The organism is bacterium 336/3 (genome assembly GCA_001281695.1).
Lineage (GTDB): Bacteria > Bacteroidota > Bacteroidia > Cytophagales > Thermonemataceae > Raineya.
The window spans coordinates 1,924,715-1,948,595 of record LJIE01000001.1; the positions used below are offsets into that span (position 1 = coordinate 1,924,715).

At 32.2% G+C, this 23,881-nt stretch carries 25 protein-coding genes and 2 pseudogenes; 19 read left to right on the forward strand and 8 right to left on the reverse strand.

What is annotated here, in order from left to right:
• The first annotated feature begins 11 nt into the window (after positions 1-11).
• The 6 genes and pseudogenes from AD998_08935 (at position 12) to AD998_08960 (ending at position 4,735) form a co-directional block, all read left to right on the forward strand.
• Positions 12-1,547, forward strand: coding sequence for a hypothetical protein (locus AD998_08935; GenBank protein KOY86253.1), 1,536 nt, complete (start codon positions 12-14; stop codon positions 1,545-1,547).
• 49 nt (positions 1,548-1,596) lie between these two features.
• A complete protein-coding gene (locus AD998_08940) occupies positions 1,597-2,220 on the forward strand; it encodes an SAM-dependent methyltransferase (protein KOY86254.1) in 624 nt (207 codons plus the stop codon).
• A gap of 13 nt (positions 2,221-2,233) precedes the next feature.
• Complete coding sequence (locus AD998_08945) at positions 2,234-3,016, forward strand: hypothetical protein (protein ID KOY86255.1); 783 nt, start codon at positions 2,234-2,236, stop codon at positions 3,014-3,016.
• Positions 3,013-3,375, forward strand: a pseudogene (locus tag AD998_08950) (hypothetical protein). Before AD998_08945 ends, AD998_08950 begins: the two are co-directional and overlap by 4 nt.
• A 346-nt stretch (positions 3,376-3,721) precedes the next feature.
• Positions 3,722-4,294 carry a hypothetical protein gene (locus tag AD998_08955; GenBank protein KOY86256.1) on the forward strand — a complete coding sequence of 191 codons (573 nt, stop codon included), beginning with the start codon at positions 3,722-3,724 and terminating at the stop codon, positions 4,292-4,294.
• A gap of 63 nt (positions 4,295-4,357) precedes the next feature.
• Complete coding sequence (locus AD998_08960) at positions 4,358-4,735, forward strand: hypothetical protein (GenBank protein KOY86257.1); 378 nt, start codon at positions 4,358-4,360, stop codon at positions 4,733-4,735.
• Between the two features lie 49 nt (positions 4,736-4,784).
• Here the strand turns inward: AD998_08960 and AD998_08965 are convergent, their stop codons facing one another.
• Together AD998_08965 and AD998_08970 are read right to left on the reverse strand one after the other, a co-directional pair.
• Positions 4,785-5,873 (reverse strand): hypothetical protein, encoded by a 1,089-nt coding sequence (locus tag AD998_08965; GenBank protein KOY86258.1) that lies wholly within the window; start codon positions 5,871-5,873, stop codon positions 4,785-4,787.
• A gap of 14 nt (positions 5,874-5,887) precedes the next feature.
• Entirely contained in the window at positions 5,888-6,940 is a 1,053-nt protein-coding gene (locus AD998_08970) for a cytochrome C peroxidase (protein KOY86259.1), read from the reverse strand.
• A 131-nt stretch (positions 6,941-7,071) separates the two neighbouring features.
• On the opposite strand from AD998_08970, the gene AD998_08975 reads away from it, so the two are divergent.
• Positions 7,072-8,481 carry an alginate O-acetyltransferase gene (locus AD998_08975; GenBank protein ID KOY86260.1) on the forward strand — a complete coding sequence of 470 codons (1,410 nt, stop codon included), beginning with the start codon at positions 7,072-7,074 and terminating at the stop codon, positions 8,479-8,481.
• A gap of 12 nt (positions 8,482-8,493) precedes the next feature.
• Positions 8,494-9,309, forward strand: a pseudogene (locus AD998_08980) (hypothetical protein).
• 41 nt (positions 9,310-9,350) lie between these two features.
• Here the strand turns inward: AD998_08980 and AD998_08985 are convergent.
• Positions 9,351-9,833, reverse strand: coding sequence for a hypothetical protein (locus AD998_08985; protein KOY86261.1), 483 nt, complete (start codon positions 9,831-9,833; stop codon positions 9,351-9,353).
• A gap of 604 nt (positions 9,834-10,437) precedes the next feature.
• On the opposite strand from AD998_08985, the gene AD998_08990 reads away from it, so the two are divergent.
• The 3 genes from AD998_08990 (at position 10,438) to AD998_09000 (ending at position 12,214) form a co-directional block, all read left to right on the forward strand.
• Positions 10,438-11,028: a Crp/Fnr family transcriptional regulator gene (locus tag AD998_08990; GenBank protein ID KOY86262.1), complete on the forward strand. Its 591-nt coding sequence runs from the start codon at positions 10,438-10,440 to the stop codon at positions 11,026-11,028.
• A gap of 128 nt (positions 11,029-11,156) precedes the next feature.
• On the forward strand, positions 11,157-11,702 hold the full coding sequence (locus tag AD998_08995) for an alkylhydroperoxidase (protein KOY86263.1): 546 nt from the start codon (positions 11,157-11,159) through the stop codon (positions 11,700-11,702).
• 38 nt (positions 11,703-11,740) lie between these two features.
• Positions 11,741-12,214 (forward strand): hypothetical protein, encoded by a 474-nt coding sequence (locus tag AD998_09000; GenBank protein KOY86264.1) that lies wholly within the window; start codon positions 11,741-11,743, stop codon positions 12,212-12,214.
• Positions 12,215-12,244: 30 nt separating this feature from the next.
• Here the strand turns inward: AD998_09000 and ychF are convergent, their stop codons facing one another.
• Positions 12,245-13,345 (reverse strand): GTP-binding protein, encoded by a 1,101-nt coding sequence (gene ychF / locus AD998_09005; GenBank protein ID KOY86265.1) that lies wholly within the window; start codon positions 13,343-13,345, stop codon positions 12,245-12,247.
• 134 nt (positions 13,346-13,479) lie between these two features.
• On the opposite strand from ychF, the gene AD998_09010 reads away from it, so the two are divergent.
• The 4 genes from AD998_09010 to AD998_09025 all read left to right on the forward strand — a co-directional run bounded on the left by AD998_09010 (position 13,480) and on the right by AD998_09025 (position 15,968).
• On the forward strand, positions 13,480-13,941 hold the full coding sequence (locus AD998_09010; GenBank protein KOY86266.1) for a hypothetical protein: 462 nt from the start codon (positions 13,480-13,482) through the stop codon (positions 13,939-13,941).
• Between the two features lie 38 nt (positions 13,942-13,979).
• Positions 13,980-14,294, forward strand: coding sequence for a thioredoxin (locus tag AD998_09015; protein KOY86267.1), 315 nt, complete (start codon positions 13,980-13,982; stop codon positions 14,292-14,294).
• 70 nt (positions 14,295-14,364) lie between these two features.
• Positions 14,365-15,303 carry a hypothetical protein gene (locus AD998_09020; GenBank protein KOY86268.1) on the forward strand — a complete coding sequence of 313 codons (939 nt, stop codon included), beginning with the start codon at positions 14,365-14,367 and terminating at the stop codon, positions 15,301-15,303.
• Complete coding sequence (locus AD998_09025) at positions 15,300-15,968, forward strand: hypothetical protein (protein ID KOY86269.1); 669 nt, start codon at positions 15,300-15,302, stop codon at positions 15,966-15,968. Before AD998_09020 ends, AD998_09025 begins: the two co-directional genes overlap by 4 nt.
• Before the next feature lie 27 nt (positions 15,969-15,995).
• On the opposite strand, the gene AD998_09030 is transcribed toward AD998_09025, so the two are convergent.
• Positions 15,996-17,069: a hypothetical protein gene (locus AD998_09030; protein ID KOY86270.1), complete on the reverse strand. Its 1,074-nt coding sequence runs from the start codon at positions 17,067-17,069 to the stop codon at positions 15,996-15,998.
• A 243-nt stretch (positions 17,070-17,312) separates the two neighbouring features.
• Between AD998_09030 and AD998_09035 the strand changes: the two genes are divergently transcribed.
• The 4 genes from AD998_09035 to AD998_09050 all read left to right on the forward strand — a co-directional run bounded on the left by AD998_09035 (position 17,313) and on the right by AD998_09050 (position 21,391).
• The gene (locus tag AD998_09035; protein KOY88125.1) at positions 17,313-18,770 is read left to right on the forward strand and encodes a molybdenum metabolism regulator; all 1,458 of its coding nucleotides are present in this window, start codon (positions 17,313-17,315) and stop codon (positions 18,768-18,770) included.
• 67 nt (positions 18,771-18,837) lie between these two features.
• A complete protein-coding gene (locus AD998_09040; GenBank protein KOY86271.1) occupies positions 18,838-19,308 on the forward strand; it encodes a hypothetical protein in 471 nt (156 codons plus the stop codon).
• 12 nt (positions 19,309-19,320) lie between these two features.
• The gene (locus AD998_09045) at positions 19,321-20,268 is read left to right on the forward strand and encodes a hypothetical protein (protein KOY86272.1); all 948 of its coding nucleotides are present in this window, start codon (positions 19,321-19,323) and stop codon (positions 20,266-20,268) included.
• Positions 20,269-20,401: 133 nt separating this feature from the next.
• Entirely contained in the window at positions 20,402-21,391 is a 990-nt protein-coding gene (locus AD998_09050) for a hypothetical protein (GenBank protein KOY86273.1), read from the forward strand.
• Between the two features lie 55 nt (positions 21,392-21,446).
• Here AD998_09050 and AD998_09055 read toward each other — a convergent pair whose 3' ends face one another.
• From AD998_09055 to AD998_09065, 3 genes are read right to left on the reverse strand one after another with little or no spacing between them, the layout of a single operon-like run.
• A complete protein-coding gene (locus AD998_09055; protein ID KOY86274.1) occupies positions 21,447-22,307 on the reverse strand; it encodes a hypothetical protein in 861 nt (286 codons plus the stop codon).
• A gap of 20 nt (positions 22,308-22,327) precedes the next feature.
• Entirely contained in the window at positions 22,328-23,278 is a 951-nt protein-coding gene (locus tag AD998_09060) for a hypothetical protein (GenBank protein KOY86275.1), read from the reverse strand.
• A 3-nt stretch (positions 23,279-23,281) separates the two neighbouring features.
• Positions 23,282-23,881 carry a peroxidase gene (locus AD998_09065; protein KOY86276.1) on the reverse strand — a complete coding sequence of 200 codons (600 nt, stop codon included), beginning with the start codon at positions 23,879-23,881 and terminating at the stop codon, positions 23,282-23,284.

The window sequence follows — 23,881 nt, forward strand, 5'->3', positions numbered from 1 at the left end:
AACAATCAGAAATGGTAAATGATATTCAGATTAAATCCAATAAAGAGGAACACTCTATATTTTATTTGGGGCAATTAGTAATTTTTTTTGTGTATGTAGGCATACTTTTATTTTCTGTTTCTAAACATGAGTTGTGGGGGGATGAAATTCATAGTTGGAATATTGCAAAATCGAGTAATAGTCTAATAGATTTGTTTCAAAATATTCGATATGAAGGTCATCCTCCATTATGGTATATTTTCCTTTTTTTTATTTCTAAAATATCTCACAACCCTGAATCGTTTCAATGGGTACATGCTGTAATTTCAATTTTAGTTATATTCTTGATTTTACATGCCTCCCCATTTCCATTTCTCTTCAAAGTATTGATTCCTTTAGGATATTATTTTGCTTTTGAGTATTCTGTTTTGTCTAGAAATTATGCCATAGGCATCCTGATTGCATTTTATATATGTTTAATTTTAAATAAAACATATAAATATAAGTTGTTGGTCTTTTATCTTCTTATTTTTCTACTTTCAAATACTCATTTATTGGGTTTAGTTTTGAGCGTATCTTTTTGTGTGTATGTAGCTTACGATGGTTTTGAAAAAAATAGAAGTTATTATCAAGCAATTGGGAAACTTTTTGTTGGAGCAATCATTGTTTTACCTTCTTTGTATTTGATCATGCCTCCATCAGATAGCGAATTGAATTTTTCTTTTTGGATTGATAGGTGGAATTTACAGCAATTACTTATCATTTTGCAAATTCCTGTAAAATCGTTTTTTACCATTCCTGCTTGGTGGAATCATCATTTTTGGAACTCTAATTTCTTGCTTGAGTGGAATACCAATAACTGGGTTATTAGAATAGTAAGTATATGTTCTTTTATAGGTATAATGGGAGCTATTTACTATTTACTCAAAAAAAACAAAGGAATTTTGATTTTCTTTGGGTGTAATTTTTTGCTTACCTGTCTTGTTGGATTTATTTTTCCTTTGACAAGTACTCGTTATGTAGGCTTTGTGTTTATTGCATTTATCATTTCAATGTGGTTTTATTTAGGAAAAGATAAGTTTGACATACGTCAAAGAGCTATTATTTTAGGGTTTTTAGTTTTACAAATATTTGGTGCTTCGATAGCTTTATATAGGGATTGGAAACAACCTTTCTCTAATTCTTTAAAAGTGAAAGATTTGTATGAGATTATTCCTAAAAATGAAACAATTGTAACGGATTACTGGTGTCTCAATTACCTTTCTGCTTTTGTAGATAAGCCATTTTATTGCTTAGGATTTAAGAGAGAAATGAGCTTTCTTTTATGGGATAGAGAAATGGCAAATATTTTGACCCAAACTAATCTATACTCTTCTGGTGTGAAAGAATTGATGGAAAAGAAATCAGTAGAACAAATTTATTTGATTTCAACAAATGACATGAATAAATTACAATCCATAGATATTCATTTGATAAGTACTTTTGAGATATTGAATCTTGCCAAATGGGAGGGAGCTATTGAGAGTAATAGCAATCTGTATTTGTACCTGATAAAGGTTAAAAAATGACTTTTATGGTTAAAGAATAGAAACAAAAAAGTCAACAAACCCATAAAAAATGGATAACACAAATAGAAAAAATCATTGGGAAACAGTTTATGAAACAAAAAACCCAAACCAAGTAAGTTGGACACAAGAAATACCCAAAACTTCATTAGAGTTTATCCATTCTTTTGGTCTAACAAAAGATGCTAAAATCATAGATATTGGTGGTGGTGATAGCAAACTTGTAGATTATTTGCTTGATGAAGGATTTGAAAATATAACTGTTTTAGACATTTCGGCAAAAGCACTTGAAAAAGTAAAAAATCGCTTAGGCGAAAAGGCAAATAAAGTAAACTGGATAGTGAGTGATGTAACAACATTTGAACCAAATACAACTTTTGATGTTTGGCATGATAGAGCAGCTTTTCACTTTCTGACTACGACTGAACAAATTGCAAAATACATAGATACAGCAAGAAAATTTGTGAAAGGTTATTTAATCATTGGAACTTTTTCAGAGAACGGACCAACCAAATGCAGTGGATTGGAAATCAAGCAATATTCAGAACAAACACTAACAGAGGAACTTAAAAATGGTTTTGATAAAATTCATTGTGTAACAGAAAATCATACAACACCTTTCAATACAATTCAAAACTTTGTATTTTGTAGTTTTAAACGACAAGAAAATCAATAAAATTTAATAAGAAATGATACAAGTAGAGTTTGCAAATAAAGTAGTTGAAATTCTCAAAACGAACAAAAATGTTATAGGTCTGGCAGTAGCGGGTTCTTGGCTTACAAGCGAACTCGATGAGTTTTCAGACCTTGACCTCATTCTTGTAACAAAAGAAAAGATTTCAGATGATAAAAGCAAAATGCTTCAATATGCCAATCACTTAGGAAAACTATTATCAGGTTTCACAGGTGAGCATGTAGGAGAGCCAAGAGTTTTAATTTGTTTATATGACGAACCGCTATTGCATGTTGATATCAAGTTTTTGACACTGGATGAATTTAAGCATAGAATAGAGCAACCTACTATTTTGTTGGACACAGACAACCAGCTACAGCAAATTCTTGAGCAGACAGCCTATAAATTTCCTTACCCAGACTATCAATGGATTGAAGACCGTTTTTGGATTTGGATACATTATGCACTTTTGAAAATTGGACGTGGTGAATTTTTAGAAGCATTTGACTTTTTAGGATTTTTAAGAATGGTAGTTTTAGGTCCTTTGTTACATATCAAAAACAATAATTTGCCAAGAGGTGTAAGAAAAATAGAAACTCAAATCCCAAAAACAGACTTTGAAGATATAAAAGCAACGATTCCAAAGTACACGAAAACATCCCTTTTAGAAAGTTTAAAAAATGCAGTTCTTTTATATCAACAACTCAGAACGCATCTTTTTACGCCTAATATTCACTTGCAGACTGATACAGAAAAAAGAGTTATGGAGTATTTTGAGGAAATAAACAATAAAAAATGAATATAGACCACATATTTATCTTTACGGATGATAAAGGAGAAATCGCAGACGAACTGGTGACGTTTGGGCTAACAGAAGGCAGTAATCGTATTCATGTTGGACAAGGAACAACCAATCGAAAATTTTATTTTGAGAATTTCTTTTTAGAAATACTTTGGGTACATGATGAAGCAGAAATAAAAAGTGAACTAACGAAACCAACAGGACTGTGGCAAAGGGCAAATTTTAAATCTAATCATTTTGCACCTTTTGGACTTTGTATTATCAATACAGACGAAACAGAACAATTTTTCGAGAGGGCTTTCAAGTATCAACCCAACTACTTCCCACAAGGATTAATCATAGATATTTTAAAAAATGAGCATCAGCCAGATTTGCCTTGGACTTTCAGGCTCCCATTTAAAGGGCAAAATAAACATGAAAAAGAACCCAAAAGCCATAAGAATGGAATAAAAAGTCTAACAAAAGCCATTTTTGAATATCAAAATAGTAGTAACGATAAATTTCTTGATTATTTCAGAAATGACAACAATATTGAATTTGAACAATCTTCAAGAAATTGGTTAAACTTGATTTTTGATAATCATAAACAACACCAAAAGAAAGATTTTGAAGGGCTTCAATTAACAATAGAATACTAGATTTTTTTGAATTTTTACAAAGAAGTTAGATCAAACAAAATAAAGTAGAAATAAAACACCAATGATGAATGATTTAAGAAATGTATTAGAAAGTATTGCTAAACTAACTGACCAAGAATGGGATGATTTTTGGGCTATCACACAAATCAAGCAACTCAAGAAAGGTGATTATTTTCTAACCAACGATAAAGTTTGTCAGCACTCAGCGTATGTGCAAAAAGGTATTCTTCGACACTTTTTGATTGATACAAAAGGAAATGAGAAAATCACACAATTTTCGATGAAAGGAGAATTTGTTTCAGATTGTGAAAGCTATATTCATCAAAAATCTTCTGCTTACAATATTCAGGCAATCGAGCCTTGTGAACTCATAATTTTTAAAAACGCTTCTTTACAAGAATTAAGCAATACGAATCCTACATTTGAAAAAATTGGTAGACAAGTAACACATCAAATACTATCAAACTACAAAGAGCATTTGATGCTTCTTTTAAATTATAATCCAGAAGAAAAATATCAATACATACTCAAAAACAAACCAGAATTTATTTTAAATATTTCTGTTACACACCTTTCACAATTCTTAGGATTGACAAGAGAAACATTGAGCAGACTTAGGCGTAAAGTTATTATGTGATTTGAATCACACTTTTTTTCTTACCCTTTTCGGTTATTTACATAATCATTAAACGAAAAGAAAATGGAAAAGAAAGTTTTTTACACATTGCTCATATTATTGAGCATTCAAATGTCAATAGTAGGCATTTTGAAATTAGTGGGTTTTGAACCACTCTATCAACAATTAGCAGAATTAAACATTTCAAAATCCTTTGGTTTATTCATAGGTTTTTCGGAAGTGGTTGCAGTTGTAGGTATTTGGGTAAAGCGGACAAGAGGAATAGCTTTGTTGGGGCTTCTATTTTTAGTAACAGGTGCAGTTGCTGTACATTTTGGTGCAGGAGTGGAGCTTACTAAGGCAGTACCAGCAGTAATTTCATGGGTTATGGTAGGCTCTCTTTTGTATCTGAATAACAAAATAGCCATTCAGAATATTCTTAGACAAACTGAGCATATTTAACAAAGAAACCTATAAGGTCAGTTTACGAACTGACCTTATAGAATGTCATTTAAAGTTGAAGTTGATAAGCTATTTTTCTGGCAATACTCCTTACAAGCATTTCGTCTGTATCCAACAGAAATCGAATTTTCTTGCCACTTGAAAGTTCAGCAACTATTTCATAGTTGCCTTTGTATTTACTCTCTTTAGAAAAAATTTTTACAATTTTATCGGAAGAGGGTATTGGTGCTGAGGTATTGCCCAAAAAAGGCAAAGGTGTACTAATAGACTCTATTTTTGTAGTTGTAATCGTGACTTTTTGACGATTAATTGTTTGAACCAAAACAAAATATAAAATCAAGGAAATAAAGGCTATCAAAAATACTCCCCAAAGAAATTTGTAGTTAAAACGTTTGTAACCAGAAGCTCCAATACCAATAAAAACAACCAAAAATAAAATGATAAAAACAGCCCATTCCCAAGAAAAATTTTTCGGTTTGAGAGTAATATAGATACCATCATTTCTTTTTTCAAAAACTACTCTATCCGAGAAAATTTCGTTGGTAGGGTTTGTATTAGGCTTTAGCCTACTCTTGATGCTATTCAATTTTTTATCAACTTGCTCTTTTGGAATATCAGGCAAAAGAGTATAACTGCCTGTTTCATTTTTTATTAGGATACTATAATAAGAATTTTTGATGCGTTTGTTTTGCTTTATATGATAATCAAGTTTGTAATTGATGTCATAAATAGTATTGAGCAAAATACTCTTGGAAGAAGCTAAAAAGGAAGGTGAATAATGAAGTGTAATTTTATCGTTTTCAACAATGGTAGTTTGTTTCAGGTACAGACTGGCAAAAATATTGACAGAAAAATACAATAGTCCTGATACACTTAAAGCTAAAAATATGTATTTTTTGAACAGAGATATAGATTTGTTCATGCCTACAATCCCAACAATAATAGATAAAATAATAAAACCTGCTAAATATTTGACAAAAGATAAAATGTTGAAGTAAAAAAATGAAATGATGAGCTTATCTTCAGACTCTTGCCATGCTTCGGGAGTGTCTAAAAAGATAAAACGATATAAAATGGTTGTAATTAGTGCCAACCAAATAAAAATGAGAAAACGAGAAACAATTTTCTCTATGAGCATAGTGTGTTATTTTTTTACTTTACTGTATTGTTAAACTCCGAAAAACGTTCATCTTTTAAGAACGTTTCATCTGTAAGAGTTTTCAAGAATGCAATAATATTGATTTTTTCTTCTTCTGTTAAGTCTATACCAAATGTACCATTAGGTTTTTTGAGTAGAGGGTCAAGATTAGGATTGTTCTTGACACCTGTTTGATAATGATTCAAAACTTGTTCGAGTGTTGAAAATCTACCATCATGCATATAAGGTCTTGAAAACTCAATATTTCTAAGACTTGGAACTTTAAATTTGTACTTGTCTGTTGTTAAAAGGGTTATTTTTTCTCTGCCTACATCTTGACGAGCCGTAGGAGAAAGTCCATTATCTCTAAAACTCAAATCTGTAAACAAAACACCCTGATGACAGGAAGAACATTTGTTTTCAAAAAGTTGTAAACCTTTCATTTCAGAATCTGAAAGAGTCGCTTTTCCTGCTAAATATTTATCGTATCGGCTGTTGTTAGAAACCATCATAAGCATAAACTGCGAAAGAGCCTTGAGAAATCTATCTGTAGTTATTTCTTCATCACCAAAAGCATCTTTGAACAGTTTGGGATAAGTAGCATGATTTCGGAGTTTTTCTAAAACATTGGAAAGCTTTTCGTCCATTTCCACAGGATTTTGCACAGGTTGTACAGAAAAGAAATCTAAATGATTTACACCACCATCCCAACCAAAAGTATTGTACCAAGCCAAATTCTGAAGAGCTGGAGCATTTCGTTGTCCAAGTTTATCATCAATCCCATGGCTTACATCATGCTCATGATGAGTAAAAGCAAAACTTTGTTGGTGGCATGTTCCACAGCTAATAGAGCCATCTCTTGAAAGAATTCCATCATAAAACAAGGCTTTTCCAAGCTTAAAACCTGCTGGAGTGGGAGAGTTATCAGCAATATTGTACTTGGTATCAGGAAAGTTTGTAGGCTTCTCAAATTTGATAGAAGCATAAATATCTGGTTTTTGTTCTTCTTTCTTTTTACAAGATGAGAAAATTAAGACAAAAGTAAGGATTGATGATAAGCATTTCATAGTTTGTAGTATTTTAAGTATTTCAGCAAAAAAGTTGCCACAATTAGCAAAAGAATTGTTTTTTAATCTGTAATTTTACAAAAAAATATTTAAGAACACAATTTTTAAAAATAGCTGATTTTTGTTGATTTATGGTTTTTGCAAGTCTGGTTTTTTTGTGCTTTTTTCTTCCCCTCAATTTATTAATTTACTACGCTTCTAATAACAATACATACAGGAATATTGTTTTAACAGCCTTCTCTTTGGTATTTTATGCTTGGGGTGAACCTATTTGGGTGGGTTTGCTTGTTTTTACTTGTTTTGTAGATTATCTCAATGGTTTATGGATTGAAAAGGCAAGAGGTACTCGGTGGGCTAAGGGAGGTGTCATTGTCTCAGTGATAGTCAATTTATCAGCACTGATAGGTTTTAAATACAGTGGTTTTATTTACGAAAATATTAATGCTGTTTTTGGGACAAACTTCGATATTCCTAAAATAGCCTTGCCTGTTGGGATTTCGTTTTATGTATTTCAAACACTTTCGTACATTATTGATGTGTATAGAGATGGCGTGAAGGCTCAACGTTCATTTACGAAGTTTTTGTTGTTTGTGAGTTTGTATCATCAACTTGTAGCAGGTCCCATTGTTCGTTATGTACACATAGCTCACGAGATAGACAATAGACGCTTCAATTGGATTGATATGAGTGCTGGTATTCATAGATTTTGTATTGGACTATTTAAAAAAGTAGCCATTGCCAACGTTGCAGGCGAATTTGTAAAAAAATACTTGGATGGGAATTTAGCAGATATTTCGGTAGGTGAGGGCTGGTTTGGGATTATTATGTTTTCTATTCAAATCTATTTCGATTTTTCGGGTTATTCGGATATGGCAATTGGTTTGGGTAGAATGTTTGGCTTTCATTATCACGAAAATTTCAACTATCCTTATATTGCTAAGTCAGCTACGGAGTTTTGGCGTAGATGGCATATTTCGTTGGGTACGTTTTTTAGAGATTATGTATATATTCCGTTGGGTGGAAATAAGAAAAATGCTTATTTAAACTTGTTTATTGTTTGGGGACTTACAGGCATGTGGCATGGGGCAAGCTGGAATTTTATTCTGTGGGGTTTGTATTTTGGGGTTCTTATTTTTATAGAAAAGATATTTTTACTCAAAATTATAGAGAAAATACCTGCATTTTTTGGACACATTTATCTGCTTTTTGCAGCCATCTTGGGTTGGGCTTTGTTTTATTTTACAGACTTAAATAAACTAATTCAGTTTTTCAAGCTATTATTTGGAGCTAGCAACGCTCCACTTTGGAACTATGAATTATCTTTTGTTTTGCAAGAAAATATGTTTTGGATACTTGTAGCGTTTATATTGTGTATGCCTGTGTATATGTGGGTAGGCAGATGGGTAGCAAGAGAAATGAAATATAGTCAAAAACTTTATCCTTGGGTACTTTCTATGGCATTTCAGTTTGTACTCTTAATACTTTCTATTGCGATGCTTGTGGGTAATACTTACAATCCGTTTATTTATTATAGATTTTAAGCTATGCAAATACTCTCAATACCTGCAACAGACGGCTATTTATTGGCTTCTACACTTTTTGAAACGAAAGAAGCTGTTCAAGGTATTGTGTGTATCAATTCGGCAGGAGGTGTAAACCAAAAGTTTTACCATAAATATGCCACTTATTTAGCTGAAAATGGATTTACTGCTCTTACTTGGGATGTAAGAGGTATTGCTGGTTCTCGTCCTAAAAAATTAAGAGGCTTTCAAGCTGATTTTGAAGATTGGGCAGAAAAAGATTTTAAAGGTATTTTGAATTGGTTATCAGAAAAATACGAGCAAAAAATACATGTCATAGGGCATAGTATAGGAGGAGCTTATGCAGGCATGATGGAAGAACACGAAAATATCGCTTCTCTCATGACAGTAGCCACACAAGGAGCCTATTATAAAGATTGGGACAAATCTATCAGAAGAAAGCTATATTTTCAATGGCATATCTTGATGCCTCTGATTACTAAAATTTGGGGATATTTCCCTGGGAAGAAATTGGGAATGTTGGAAGATATACCTGCTGGAGTGATACAAGATTGGCACAACAGAAGAAAATACCCAAATCTAGTTGACCAGCACAAAGCCAAAGGTAAAAAGTGGGGATATCATTTGCTCAAAGTGCCTATTAAAATGATAGGGATATCAGATGACCCAATTGGAACGCCTCAAGGCATAGAACGTTTTGCAAATTTATTTGAGAATCCAAAAGTTCAAATTATTAATCCAAAAGATGTACAAACAGATAAAATTGGGCATTTTGATTTTTTCAGAAGTAGATTTAAACCAACACTTTGGAATATGACATTAGAATGGTTCAAAAATATATAAAAAAAGAGTAGCTTTTAGGCTACTCTTTAAAAATCTCTTTTTCCTGTAAAATTCTCGAATTTTCTGACTAGAATGCTGTTTTCTATATATCTCAAGGCTTTATATTTGCCTTTAGGAATCAGAACAACTAATGGAGTAGCATTTTTCCAAACCAACCCTTCATCTGTTTTTTGAGAAACATACTCAAATGATAACTCTCCCTCATCTAACTCTACTCTTTTCGCCTGCATTGCCCAAGCATGATTACCATACTTGATAATACCTACTGCAATATACTTATTCCAATCTATATTAGTCACTTCTTTTACATAATGCCCAGGATAAGGTTTAAAGAAGTTTCTCCATTCTTTTTCATTGTGTATTATAAGAAATATATCACTTTTTTCAGATTCTTCTCCTATGAAATGATAACCTTTAACATGATGGTAATTGATATCTCCTTGTGGCTTTACAGTAAAAGCAAGAAATAGCAATGATAATAATAAAATTGTTTTAAAATGTGTTCTCATCTTATGATAGCAAAACTATAATACAAAAGTACTACAAAATAGTACAATATCAAAATAATTAATGTTTTTTTTGAAAAAAAGTTACTAACAATAATACGATAAAAATAATAACAAGGTTTCAATTTTTTTCTAAAAAGTATGTTTGCAGAATAAATTTTGTTAAAAAATGGTGAAAATATTACATGCTTTTTAGAGAAAATTATGAAAAAATATAATTCTGGTTTATAGATTTGATTTGAAATTAAATATATGCAATTGATATAAATTTAGAATATTATTTTAGATGAAATAGATTTTACAATCGGTGAAATATTTGAATTAAACGTTGAAATTTTGGGCAAAAAAAAAGACCTGCCACAAATTGCGACAGGTCTTTTATCCTTCAACCAGCTATGATTAAATCAAAAGTAATACAATATTATGAATATTCCAATATTATTATGTATTTTTTTTATTTTTAACAATAAAATGAGATAAATAAGAGTTCTTAAACTTAAGTAAAAACTTGTTATTCAGTATTCAATAGAACTGGGTAGAAAAAAATATTATGCTTTAGAATCAAGAAAACTTATTTTGCAAGTCTATCTTTTTAATCAGTAATAAAATGATTGATTTTACAAACTTGAAAAGCCATATTTGCAAACGTGTTGAACTCTCAGAAGAGGAATTAAATCTCTTTTGCTCTTTCTTTAAATTGTCGAAAATCAAGAAAAGACAATTTATTATTCAACCTGAATTTGTAGCAAAATATCGAAATTATATTGTTCAAGGAGCTTTTCGGGCATATGTAGTAGCAGATGAGGGGCAAGACCATACCATACAATTTGCTATTGAAGATTGGTGGATTTCAGATTATAATAGCTACATTTATCAACAACCTGCAACTATGTTTGTTATAGCATTGGAAGATAGCTTAATTTTACAAATTTCTTATGAAGATGAACAGAAGTTAAAGTCTCTTAATCACAAATTTGAAACCTTTTTTAGAATTATAGCAGAACGTTCTACAGCATTTATGCAAAAACGAATTATTATGAATCTGACTAAAACAGCTGAAGAACGTTTCAATGAATTTGAAGAAAAATACCCTTTAGTAGCTCAAAGAGTGCCTCAGTATGCGTTGGCTTCATTTCTAGGCATGACAACAGAATATCTATCCAAACTCAGAAATAAAAGAATTACCAAAAAAAGTTGAACTAGTTCAACTTTTTTTATTGAATTAGTTTACCCTTATTTCCTAATCTACTTCATTTTTATTGGGGCAAGTTTGATGCAATTTTGTAATGTCAATCAAGATAAATTAAACCCTTAAAAATAAAAGTCATGGAAACATTATCTCAAGCATTCTCAGTTCCCACCAGAGCAGAAGTTTCAGTAAACAACCAAGCAATTTTTGATAATCTTCAAAAAGGTTTAGGATTCGTTCCGAATCTGTATGCTTATTATGCCAAAAACGAAACAGCTTTAGCAGATTATCTAACACTTCAAAATAGAAAAAGTACTTTGAGACCTAAAGAAAGAGAGATAATCAATTTAGTTACTAGTCAAATCAATGGTTGCAGATACTGCCAGTCAGCTCATACAGTTTTAGGTAAAATGCATGGTTTTACTGAAGAACAAATTCTCGAAATCAGAAAAGGAACAGCCTCCTTTGATAGTAAACTTGATGCTTTGGCTCAATTTACAGCCAGTATGGTAGAAAACAGAGGTAAAGTTAGCCAAACAGCAAAAAATACATTTTTCGAGGCAGGCTATACAGAAGCCAATATGATAGATGTAATCATTGTGGTAGGAGATAAAATCATTAGCAACTATATTCACAATATCACTCAATTAGAAATAGATTTCCCTGTAGCTGAAGAGCTTTAACAATCATTATAATATTTCACCATAAAAAACGTAAAATCATGAAAAAATTAGATAAAATAGGCTTTTATACAGCCTTGTATGGAGTAGTCATTGTTTTGGTATGGATTGGAGCTTTTAAATTCACGCCTACAGAAGCCAAAGCTATTAAACCATTAGTTATGAGTAGCCCTCTGATGAGTTGGATGTATAATGTTCTTTCGGAAATGGGCGTAAGCAAACTGATAGGTATTACAGAAATAGGAACAGGGATTTTATTAGGATCATATACTTGGTTTAAAAAGGCTAGTTTTGTAGGGGGGATATTGACTTCTATAACATTTTTAGTCACCCTTTCTTTTATTTTTACAACGCCTAACCTAATAACACAAATAGATGGGTTTTGGGTAGTAGATGCTTTTATTTTAAAAGATATAATGGGTTTGGGAATAGGTTTATGGATAACTGCTAAATCGTGGGAAACTATACAAACTAAATCATCGGAGTACCCTTTTATAAGCAAGCTAGTAGCATAAAAAAAGCCCATTTAAAATGGGCTTTTTACTTTATACATTAAATCTAAAGTGCATAATATCACCATCTTCTACTACATAATCTTTGCCCTGCATAGCCATTTTACCAACCTCTTTACAGGCTGTTTCAGATTTGTAAGTGAGATAATCAGTTAGTTTTATTACTTCAGCCTTGATGAAACCTCTCTCAAAATCGGAGTGAATGACTCCAGCAGCTTGTGGAGCCTTCCAACCTCTTTCTATAGTCCAAGCTCTTACTTCTTTTTCACCTGCTGTAAAATAGGTAATCAAATTTAATAACGAATAAGCACCTCTAATCAATAAATCTAAACCTGATTCATGTAAGCCATACTCTTGTAAAAACATTTTTCTCTCATCTTTATCACTAATTTCAGCAATTTGAGATTCCAAAGCTGCACAAATACGAATAATGCCAGCGTTTTCTGCTTTTACAGCTTCTCTTAAAGCAATTACATGTTGGTTATCTTCATGGAGATTCGTTTCATCTACATTGGCAATATAAAGCATGGGCTTCATAGTAAGTAAAAACAAGTCAGCTACAGCCTCTTTATCATCTTCTGTTGCATCTGGAAGGGTACGAGCATTTTTACCCTGCTCCAAATGAGCTTTATAACGTTGTAAAGCGTCTAACTCTACCTTAGCTTTGGCATCACCAGCTTTGGCGGTTCTTTCTACTTTACTGATTTTTTTCTCTACTGAATCCAAATCTTTAAACTGTAATTCCATTTCAATGACCTCTTTATCCGAAACAGGATTAACAGGACCAATAGAACGCACCACATTTGGGTCATCAAAACAACGTACTACATGGATAATAGCATCTACATCACGAATATTGGAAAGAAAAGCATTCCCTCTTCCTCCTCCTTTACTTGCTCCTTTAACAAGTCCTGCAATATCTACAAATTCAACAGTTGTATGAACAATGCGTTGAGGATTTATAATATCAGAAATTGCATACAAGCGAGGATCTGGTACATCTACGATACCTATATTAGGGTCTATGGTTGCAAATTCATAATTAGCAGCCACATTTTGGATGCTGGTAAGGGCAGAGAATAAAGTAGATTTACCTACATTGGGCAAACCTACAATTCCACATCTTAATGACATAGGATTTTGAAGTTTTTTAGAAATTTTTTCGCAAAGATATATATTTTGGTAGTTAAAAAAAACTCAAATACAATCTTGTTTGTTAAATCAAAACAAATATATTGGATTAAGCGTTATTGAAATAAAAAAAGGTTATGGAAGACAATAAGGAGTTTATAAACCCCATTGATAAAGACAAAATAACAGAAAATCCACATAATCTGCCTTATGCTCATACCAGAGGTGGAGTAGTTATCTTGCCCGAAGATATGGGTAAAACTAAAGGTAAAGCTATTTCTGCAATGTATCAGCAAACAGACAGGCAGATGGGGCAACTTTACCAACAAATGAACTTACTTGTAGAACAAGCTAAAAAGCTACAAGAACGTAAGGTCATTTCTGAAAAAATTTATACAGCCCAAATGGGTTTTGAGCCTATTATTGGAAAAGATTATTATTTATATCAGAAAAAAGATCTAAGTTATATACTTTCCATGATCTCTCCAGAAGAATGGGGGGCAAGGCTTCCTTTTGAGAAGTTCTCAGCAAAGGTTCAACTACTTGCAGACCACACTTGGGACGTTTTGGATAATAAAGAATATATTGAATATGAGTAATTCTAGTTGTAAATGCTAAATTTAAAAATAAAAAAAATATGTTAATAGAAGCAAATGACAGTACATTCAGCCAAGAATTGAGCCAGCATGGTAAAGTAATTGTGAAATATTATGCCTCTTGGTGTGGTAGTTGCAAACTTTTTGCACCCAAATACAAAAGACTATCCAACGATGAGCGTTTCACAGATATAGTGTTTTTGGATGTAAACGCAGAAGATAGCCCCGAATCTCGTAAATTGGCAGGTGTGAATAATTTACCTTCGTTTGCGATTTTCCAAGATGGAAAGCATATTGAAACGGTTTCTACTTCTAAGGAGGAAGGAGTTGTAGAATTGTTAGAAAAATTAAAATAAAAATTAAAAGAACTAATTCTTCGTGAAAATTGCTAAATTAGCTTGTGAGTTATCATAAGCTGATTTTTTTATGCTCAGAAAGTACACTATTGCAATTATTATGTTTTTATGTTTACAGGCTTCTGCTCAAGATACTTGTAAAGTAGGTATATTTATTACAGATATCTATGACTTAAATTTGGCAGATAAATCGTTTGCTGCTCAATTCTGGCTTTGGGGACTTTATAAAAATGATAGCATCAAAATACTTGAAAACATGGAACTTACTGGGGCTAAAGATCATGAATATTCTCTTTCAACAACAGAAAGACGAGGTAAATACAATTATGCTACCCAAAAAGGAAAGGCAACTTTTAAGAAAGACTGGAATATTACCAATTTCCCATTTGATAGACAAAAGCTTGCTATTACCATAGAAAGTGGCGATGCAGAGCATAACGAATTGGTATATTTGGCAGATACCAAAAATAGTAGTTATGATGCTTCGCATATTAAAATTGAAGGTTGGAAAATTTCTAAATTTGAAACTAAAGCAGAAGTCAAATCCTATACATCTAACTATGGAGATCCTGAAATTACAGGAAAAGCACAATATAGTTCGTTTATTGCAACTATTACACTTGAACGAGATGGCTGGGGTTTGTTTTTTAAACTATTTACAGGTTTGTATGTAGCTTTTGCTATTTCTTTGTTACCATTTTTTATGGGACCTGAGAATGCTGAAAGATTTGGAGTACTTGTTGGAGCTTTGTTTGCTGCTGTAGCCAATAAATATGTAGTAGATTCTATCCTTCCAGAAACTAACGATTACACACTTGTAGATAAAATTCACGTATTAGCTTTTGTTTATGTGCTTATTAGTCTCATTATGACTGTTTTAGCGTATAGATTATTTGCTATTGGAAAAAATAATTTGGCTAAAAAAATAGATTGGTGGGCTTTTTGGGTGACTTTTATATCGTTTTTTAGTATTAATGTATATTTGATTGTAAAAGTATTTATTTCATGAAAGCATTGATATTTCTTTTAACATTTTTTTGGGGAATTCAGGCTGGATTCTCTCAAAAAGTCTATGTAGATTATAAGCCCCAATACACAGAGTGGGTGCGAAACTACATTGTTGATAAAATAGAATACACGAAAGAACATACCATTTTCTATTTTCGTTACATTGGCTCAAGGGATTATGATGCAATGGATTTTAGAGGTTTGACAAATATTGACCGTTGGTGTCTGGAAAATGTTGAAAATCCCGATGAAACTTTCTACTTGACTGATATACGAAATATTAGAGTAGAGAATGAATTGAAAATGGAAACAATAGGGGATAAAGATATATTTTATCATAGCCCACAAGTAGGACAATCTGTAACTTGTGAAGTATATTTTCCACGATTACCCAAACATATTAAAAAAGCACATTTCTTAGAAGGGAAAGAAGCCAAAGGGAGAACTAATCACTTTCATGCCTTGGATGTACGCCTTAAAACTTTTGATGATCCTGATTTGGGTACAGAAAATGACAGAACAGAACGAATACTAAAACTCAAAGAACGACTAGTAACGACCTACAAGCGAACTCAGCGTTATAGCATCCGTTATGTACCTACACAAAACAATCAAAATCTTAAACAGTCAAGTACAACCACTACAGAATGTAAGGCTAGAATGTAAAAAGCCCTTTATACAAGGGCTTTTTTATCAAAGTGTTTGAATGGCTTTTTGAATGACAGGATCTATTTTACTTTCTAAATCTTTTTTAGAGTTTTTAATCTCAATTTTTACTGGTACACCAACATCTTCTAATAGTTTATTATCTTTAGAGTAATACCTTTGGTTAGATAATGTAAAATTGATTTTATTGGATAGTTTAGCCTCAAACATATCTGACATTGAACCAGATGTATTAGTTCCAACAATTGTTACATTATTTTGTTCATACAGAGCAATTGTAAAATCTTCTGCTGAACTAGCTGTTTTATCATTTGTAAGAATAATGATTGGTTTATTATATTTCACTCCTTCGTTGGGAGTAATATAAAAAGGCTGTAAATCAGTAAAACTTTCATAATCCCCCTTTTTTCTGATAGTTTTGTAATGTGTAAGCCTTTTTTCTGTTGCAAAACGGCTTGCTAATAACTCACCAGCATGTCCACCACCATTGGCTCTTACATCTATGATGATTTTTTTCGTGTTGGATAACGATTTGAGAATTTCATCAAAAAAAATGAGCATTGTAGTAATGTCTTTGGCTGCGTTCTTATCATCCATAATGCCTTTTATATCAGCAAAACAGCGTGTAATTCTGATATAACCAATATCTTTATTTTGAGCATAATAATACAAATATTCATCTCTGAATTTTGGACCTACACCTTTAGGTTCACTAAAACCATTATTTTTGAGAGTAGCAAAACTAACTTGCCAAAAATCTTTTTCTAATCCTTTAAATTCTTGTTTAAAATAAGATTCTCTTTTTCCTTTGAATAAAATTTCATCCTTTTGGGATATCGTAACATGACTATCTTTTAAAGGTTCTACCATTTGAATAAACACAGCAATAAGCTCTTTGGTAGATGTGTTTTTATTGATAAGAGGTCGGAATTTCTGATAGGTACTATCCCAATTAACACCTTTTAACTTGAAAAAGGCATAATTATCTCTAAAGGTAGTCCAATAGGTTTCAAAGTCTTGTTCAGGTTGACTCAATGTGTTTTTTTGTGCAAAACTATAAAGGTTTGTTAATAATAAAATAGAAAGAAAAATATATCTCATAAGTTTTGAATTAGGTTTTGTATATCATTTTATTTATTCACAAATATATCTTATTTATAACTATTGAGTTTGTCAAATCCTGCTTGTTTAAAAAAAAATCATCAAAATCATACAATAATATAACTTTAATACGAAAAAAAATGGATGTTTTGCATAGGATTGTGGCTTAAAATTTATTTTTTTCATATATTTCTGCTTTATTATTCGTTATTTGTTAAAAATAATATACTAAAACTTACAAATATGCAAACTGAAAAATTTTATCTCGAACTTTCTGAATCTGAGGGTTCTCACAAATTTTACGAAGTAGTTATTGAAGAAGAGAAAGTATCTATTCGTTATGGCAGAATAGGTACAGATGGGCAAAAATCTACGGAAACACTTGCCGATTTTGCTGCTGCTAAAAAATATGCTGAGAAAAAAGTAGCTGAAAAAAAGAAAAAAGGCTACGAAGAAGCTGTAATGGGGGTTCGTAAAAAACGTAAAATAACACGCAGACCTGTTGTAAGCTCTTCTTCAAGTAGTGCAGTCATGACATCAGCTTCGGGCAAAAAAATAAAAGTGCCTACTGTATGGAATTTCAATACTGGTTCGGCTGCTTATGGTATTTTTATCAATGAAGATGCTTGTTGGGTAGGAAATCAAAATGGTAATATTTTTAAATTAAACCATCAGGGAGAGGTTTTGACTCAATACAAACTACCTGAAGGTGTAAAGTGTATCATGGCAGATAAACAATGGATTTATGCAGGTTGTGATGATGGAAATGTGTATGATTTGGGGGGTAAAGTACCTCGTATTGCTTATGAAATCAATGAAGATGTAGATATTTATTGGTTGGATGTATGTGATGGCTTGTTGGGTGTTTCGGATGCAGACGGCAATGTGGTTGTTGCAAACTATGAAGGTGAAGAAGCGGGTAGATTTAAAGGAAAAGGTTCAGGAGCGTGGATGATTCGTTTGGATAGCCAAAATGTGTATTATGGAGATTCAGCAGGTACAGCAGCTTTTTCCATTAAAGATGGTAGAGAAGTTTGGTTTCAGAAAACTAATTCGGTTTTGTTTGGTTGGCAGGAAGAAGACGCTGTTTTTTCGGGTGTGAGTGGCATGGGAGTCGAGAAAATCAGTAAGAAAACAGGTAAAAAGATGCAATCTTACGATATGAAAAGTGGGGCTCTTTCTTGTGCTACTTCTGAAGGTGGAAAGTTTGTTTTTGGTGGAAATGATATGATTTATTGTTTTTCTGAAGATGGAAATCTAGTTTGGAAACTTCCTACGGCTTGTGGTTCGGCTCTTTCAATGCAATATTTCAAAGGAAAATTGTATGCTGTAACAGGTTATGGAAACTTAATTTGTATTGATGCTTCTGAAGAGGCTATCAATAAAGCCAAAGAAGGAGATTTACCTGAAACAGTAGAACTCAAAGCCCCTAAAGAACAAGTAGCAGTGGCTCAAACAACAGCTCTTGAAAGCCTTAACCAATCGCAAACAACAGGAAAAGTGATTTTAAAATGCGTAAAAGATGGTAGTAAATTGCGTGTAAAAGTAGAATCGAATGGATATAAAGCCAATTGGTTTGTGCAATTCCCTAACAATTTACGTAAAGAAGGAGCTTTTTATGTAGTGGATAAAATAGAAGAGGCTTCGCAAGGTGGATTTTACAGAGTATTAGGAGATATTTATGAGTTAAAACCTCAATAAACCAAATATCCTAAACCTATAAGGTTAGAACCTTATAGGTTTAGGATTGAAAAATAAGACTTCTCAAATGCTTAAAATAACCCTCTCTCATGCAGATATTACAGATTTACCTGCTATGCAAAATCTGTTTGTAGAAACGATAACATACGTTTGTTCTAAAGATTATACTCCAGACCAGATAAAAATATGGACATCCAGCATTGAAAATACTCAACGTTGGACGGATATTATTGTAAAGCAATATGTACAAATAGCTTTTATAGATGGCAAAATAGTAGGTTTTGGTTCATTGGATAAAGGAAACTATATAGATTTGATGTATGTACACAAAGATTATCAGGGACAGGGTGTGGCAAATGCCATTTATACAGCTTTGGAGCAAGAAGCCATCAGACAAGGTTCAAAATCTATTACCTCTGATGTGAGTTTTACAGCAAAACCTTTTTTTGAGAAAAAGGGATTTATAGCTCTCCAAAAGCAAACCTTTGTAAAACAAAGAATAGAAATTAGTAATTTTAAAATGGAGAAGGCTTTATAGATATTTTAAGCAATGGAAACATTAATTATAAAAAGAGAAAAATGGCAGACGATTACATTGGTCATTACTTTGAGTTCAATAGCTTGTTTTTTCCTGTTTATAATGTTTGTAATCATTTCTGCATTTTTTAAAGGAGATGCACCACTTATTGCAACTATATTTGTTTTGTTGTTTTTTGGAGGGTGTACATTTCTTTTTTTAGGATTAATAATAGGTCATTTTAGATTATCGCCCACAATCATTATTCATAAAGATGAAATAAAAATAGGCAAGAAAATATACAAATTAACAGATATAGACAAAGTGCATTTTTTTGCAAAAATAAAATATCAATATGTACGATATACTGAAAAAAACCATGCAGATGGCATAAAAATTAGGTTCAAAAATAGTAAGGAAGATATATCTATCATAGAACCTATGTACTCTGATATTTGGAAGTTGAAGCTTTTTCTAGAGCAAGTATTTGTTTTAAAAAAAGATTTTCAAATGATAGAATTTGAGAAAAAGTCTTTTCAATCTTTAAAATTAAAAGATGTAAAGAAATATAAAGGTGATTTTAGTTTTTTCACATTTTTCACAATTTTGACTATTTTCTTGATAGGAATATTAGGAGGGCTTGTATTTTTGTCTGTTCTTGCTTGGAAATCTCAAAGCATAATAGGCTTTTCCATAACATCTATACTTTCATTGGTGTGTATCTATGGGTATTTTTCAATTCAAAATTATATTTTACTCACGCCAGATTATCTGATAGTTTGTAATCATATATTTCCTTGGAAAAAAATTGTGTATGAATTATCAAATCTCAAAAAAGTAAATTATGATGGAATGAATACATTAGACAGTATAACTATAGTGAAAAACAATTACCAAACTCACAGACATTTTATAGTTTCTTTTGAACAGACAGAGTTTAAGAAAGATTTAGCAGAGAAAATGAGTGAATCTAATCAGTAAAGTTGTGGCAATAAATCTTTATAAACTCAAGCATGTATTTTATAAAAATAAATAGAACATCCGTTAAGTGAATCATAAAATCATACAGGTTTTTGTATAGTTTTGATGCAAATAGCATTTAAACAAAACAATTATGCAAAAACATCTTATCTCTCTTCTATGGGTATATTTAGGCGTAATATGCTCTGCCACAGCCCAAGAAATCGTTGCCAAACGAACAGTTACAATTCAAGGGAAAATAACAAACTCCATAAAGAAACATTTTCTAGTAGATGAGTACCAAAAAGGGAACTTTTATGCCCGAATAGCTTTAGGCAATAATATCCATGATTATTTGGTGAATGGTGAGCAAACTAAAACACTTTCGGCTGATGTGGAGTCTGATAAACATAGTAAAAGAGTCAATAATCTTGAAATGGATACAGACCAAAAAAGCTTTGTTTCTGTGGATGAGAGCAATGTGATAAAAGTTTGGGGCAATGCAAGTGGGCTGAGAGCTACTATTCAGGAAAAACTCATGGTTGGGGAAATAGCCATTAATGGTAGTAAACTGGCATACTTGGCATTTAATCCAAGCGGAAGCAGTGCAGGAATAAAGGTATATGATTATTTAGGTAAAAAAAGTTTTAGCCTTAAAACCAACGATTTATTTATGGAGGTCAGGTTTAGCCCTGATGGAAAGTATTTGATGGCATACAAGCCCAATATATTGGATGCAGGTAAAATAACAGTTTGGGATTTGACAACTCGTAAAATAATTTTTAGTGAAACAACCAATATCCAAACTGCTGATTTTACACCAAACTCCAAATATTTTGTTTATGAAGCCTATAAAAAGATTTATAAATATGGAGTAGATGGCAAACAAGTATATTCTTCGGAAATAGGAGTAGAAACAAGAAAACATACTTTTAGTGCTGATAGTAAATATATTTATGCAAATGGATTCTATCAGTTCTTAAAAATTGATGTTGAAACAGGAAAGATTGTAAAGCAAATTGAGTATAAAAAAGAGATTTTGGATAAACTTCTATTTTCCAATGATGGCATGTATGCCCTCAAAGCAACTGAGAACTCCATCACCAACGAAGTAAACTTGACAGTTTTTAAAATCGATTGGTAGAATGAAAATGCTTTAAGTTGATAAACCTTCCAAAAGTGCTGAACTTTGAGAAGGTTTATTTTTTATGGGTTTGTAACTTAATTTTCTTGTTTAAAACACCATTTTTCCATATTTGTTTTTCTCGAACTTCTCCATCTGGATTGAGTAAAAAAGATTTTCCATGTTTTTTACCCATTTTATATTCTGTTTCAGATTCTAAAAAACCATTTTCATAAAATTCTTTTACTACACCATTTTCCTCACCTTGTTTATAATTAGCTTCACGTTGTAAAAACCCATTCTCCCAAAACTCTTTATATTCACCAAAGTAGCCTTTATCATCTTCATAATATATTTTCTCCAAGCTTCCATTTTCATAAAATTCTGAAACAGCAGTTTTGGAAAAAGTTAAATAATAGTTTCCTTTTTTTCGCTCTTTTACAGAGTAATAACTAAAAAGCGAATGCCTGAATAATGCACCATTCTGGTGAAATTCCTTTTGGGACAATAAGTTTCCATTTGAGTAAAAAGATTCTTCTATAATTCGTCCAGTGGTATCAAATCGTTTCTCTAATCCAACTTTTGTACCACAGATTATTTGATACTCTGTTTGTAATAATCCATTTGGATAATAGATTTTCCAAAGACCATTTTCTCTACCTTTTTCATGCCATTTATAATCGTAAGGCACACTAATAAGAGCTTTAATATAGCCGAGATTGTATAAACAATCTTTATAGTTTCCCGTTTTAAAAATTTTTCCATCAGAAAAGTAAAATATCCATGTGCTATCAGCTTTTCGATTTTTATAGAAACCCTGCATTTTGAGGTTTCCGTTTGGATAAAATTCTTTGTATTCTCCATCTTTGATGGGGTTTTGCCCATAAGTAGAGATGTGTAGTAAAAAAATTGTACTTAGGATAAGAAAAGATTTCATACAATAAAAATATTAAATTATTACTCTAAAAAAGCCTTTATATCCTCAGTCCATTTGGTGTTGTACTTGAGAAGGTAGTTTTCGTGTCCTGCAAGGGGATAGGTGACAATGTTTTTTTGTGTGGTAGGTATATTGTTATAAATCGCATCTATTTCGGCTCTTGTAACACGATTGTCTTTTTCACCATACAAGAGAAGTGTTTTGGTATTCACTTTTTTTGCATACTCAGTAGGTTTATGCGAAAAAGCCCAAAAGCCATTCTGTACGCCTCCCCAAAATACAAGTAAATGCACCAAAGGGTATTTGGGTACACCCAAATTTTTAAAACGGATGGAAACGGTTTCATACATTGTTCCAAACGGACACTCTAACATCAAACCTTTTGCTTTTATGCCATAATCGTGGCAGGCTTTCAGGATAGCTACAGCACCCATAGAAGTTCCAAACAAATAAATATTTTTCTCGCCATGCTCTTTAAGATATTCAAAACAATGTTTTACCTGCTCAGCCTCATAAAAGCCAATGGTTGTCCGGTTGCCTTCTGAGCCACCCGAACCCATGAAATCTACAAGAATGGTGTTATAACCTAATTCTAAAAATACTTCAGCTTTATCAATCATTTTAGATTTGGAGCTACAATATCCATGAAATAAAATGACAGTTCCTTTGGCTTGTTTGGGAGTCTGGATACTCCATATTTCTGTTTTTTTGCCACCAGTAGGCTGTAAGGTAATGGTTTTAAATGGTAGGGAAGGGGTTTTTGTATTTTTTGGGCGTGGATTGTTTACACCAGTCAGAACAATTTTTGTTTTTTCAAGAATGGATAAATCTTTGGATTCTTTTGTTTTTACAACGTCTTTATCTGTAAAATGGGTAAAATGATAGGCATGAAAGCAAGCAATGATGTTTAATAATAAAAATAAAACACCTGAGATACCTAAAAATCTTTTTATCCACTTTCTTTTTGTCATATTTTAATACTGATGTTTGCCCACAGACCAGCCTTTGTGTTGGAGAAGTTTCTCTCCTGATTCTACAGCTTCTTTTTCAAGTTCTGTTCCCATCGAATCGTTCCAACGATTTAAGAAGCCAAAAAGAGCAATAACACCTAAAATTTCTACAATTTCACCATCATCCCAATGTTTACGAAGATTTTCGGAAATGGTATCATCTACAGCATTGGGAACGGTAGAAGCAGCCAAAGCAAAATCTAAGGCAACTCTTTCAGCATCAGAAAAAGCAGTGTGTGTTCTGTACTCCCAAATGTGGTCTAATTTTTCTTGTTCAGCTCCGTATCGCTCAGCAGCTCTGATGGTGTGGGCTTGGCAATACTGACAGCCTGTTGCATGGCTACTGATATAGCCAATCATGCGTTTCAAGGCACTGGTTACTTTGCCTTTACACTCCATTACAGCTTTGTTCATCTCAATAAAGGCATAAGCAATGCGTGGTCTTTTGTGCATAGTTTTTACGCTATTTGGGCAAAAGCCCAATGTTTCGTTGTAAAACTCTATGAGTTTCAACAACTCTGCATCATCTTCAGGAGATTGTGGGCTTACCAAAGGCTGTTTCAT

What these genes read in the sequence shown, in the direction of transcription:
- AD998_09040 (KOY86271.1), top strand. Translation starts at nt 18,838, where the DNA reads ATGCTTAAAATAACCCTCTCTCATGCAGATATTACAGATTTACCTGCT.
- AD998_09030 (KOY86270.1), bottom strand. Translation starts at nt 17,069, where the DNA reads ATGAGATATATTTTTCTTTCTATTTTATTATTAACAAACCTTTATAGT.
- AD998_09000 (KOY86264.1), top strand. Translation starts at nt 11,741, where the DNA reads ATGAAAAAATTAGATAAAATAGGCTTTTATACAGCCTTGTATGGAGTA.
- AD998_09065 (KOY86276.1), bottom strand. Translation starts at nt 23,881, where the DNA reads ATGAAACAGCCTTTGGTAAGCCCACAATCTCCTGAAGATGATGCAGAG.
- AD998_08965 (KOY86258.1), bottom strand. Translation starts at nt 5,873, where the DNA reads ATGCTCATAGAGAAAATTGTTTCTCGTTTTCTCATTTTTATTTGGTTG.
- AD998_09010 (KOY86266.1), top strand. Translation starts at nt 13,480, where the DNA reads ATGGAAGACAATAAGGAGTTTATAAACCCCATTGATAAAGACAAAATA.
- AD998_08935 (KOY86253.1), top strand. Translation starts at nt 12, where the DNA reads ATGGTAAATGATATTCAGATTAAATCCAATAAAGAGGAACACTCTATA.
- AD998_08945 (KOY86255.1), top strand. Translation starts at nt 2,234, where the DNA reads ATGATACAAGTAGAGTTTGCAAATAAAGTAGTTGAAATTCTCAAAACG.
- ychF (KOY86265.1), bottom strand. Translation starts at nt 13,345, where the DNA reads ATGTCATTAAGATGTGGAATTGTAGGTTTGCCCAATGTAGGTAAATCT.
- AD998_09025 (KOY86269.1), top strand. Translation starts at nt 15,300, where the DNA reads ATGAAAGCATTGATATTTCTTTTAACATTTTTTTGGGGAATTCAGGCT.
- AD998_08970 (KOY86259.1), bottom strand. Translation starts at nt 6,940, where the DNA reads ATGAAATGCTTATCATCAATCCTTACTTTTGTCTTAATTTTCTCATCT.
- AD998_09060 (KOY86275.1), bottom strand. Translation starts at nt 23,278, where the DNA reads ATGACAAAAAGAAAGTGGATAAAAAGATTTTTAGGTATCTCAGGTGTT.
- AD998_09045 (KOY86272.1), top strand. Translation starts at nt 19,321, where the DNA reads ATGGAAACATTAATTATAAAAAGAGAAAAATGGCAGACGATTACATTG.
- AD998_09050 (KOY86273.1), top strand. Translation starts at nt 20,402, where the DNA reads ATGCAAAAACATCTTATCTCTCTTCTATGGGTATATTTAGGCGTAATA.
- AD998_08975 (KOY86260.1), top strand. Translation starts at nt 7,072, where the DNA reads ATGGTTTTTGCAAGTCTGGTTTTTTTGTGCTTTTTTCTTCCCCTCAAT.
- AD998_08940 (KOY86254.1), top strand. Translation starts at nt 1,597, where the DNA reads ATGGATAACACAAATAGAAAAAATCATTGGGAAACAGTTTATGAAACA.
- AD998_08995 (KOY86263.1), top strand. Translation starts at nt 11,157, where the DNA reads ATGGAAACATTATCTCAAGCATTCTCAGTTCCCACCAGAGCAGAAGTT.
- AD998_08990 (KOY86262.1), top strand. Translation starts at nt 10,438, where the DNA reads ATGATTGATTTTACAAACTTGAAAAGCCATATTTGCAAACGTGTTGAA.
- AD998_08960 (KOY86257.1), top strand. Translation starts at nt 4,358, where the DNA reads ATGGAAAAGAAAGTTTTTTACACATTGCTCATATTATTGAGCATTCAA.
- AD998_09055 (KOY86274.1), bottom strand. Translation starts at nt 22,307, where the DNA reads ATGAAATCTTTTCTTATCCTAAGTACAATTTTTTTACTACACATCTCT.
- AD998_09015 (KOY86267.1), top strand. Translation starts at nt 13,980, where the DNA reads ATGTTAATAGAAGCAAATGACAGTACATTCAGCCAAGAATTGAGCCAG.
- AD998_08985 (KOY86261.1), bottom strand. Translation starts at nt 9,833, where the DNA reads ATGAGAACACATTTTAAAACAATTTTATTATTATCATTGCTATTTCTT.
- AD998_09035 (KOY88125.1), top strand. Translation starts at nt 17,313, where the DNA reads ATGCAAACTGAAAAATTTTATCTCGAACTTTCTGAATCTGAGGGTTCT.
- AD998_09020 (KOY86268.1), top strand. Translation starts at nt 14,365, where the DNA reads ATGCTCAGAAAGTACACTATTGCAATTATTATGTTTTTATGTTTACAG.
- AD998_08955 (KOY86256.1), top strand. Translation starts at nt 3,722, where the DNA reads ATGAATGATTTAAGAAATGTATTAGAAAGTATTGCTAAACTAACTGAC.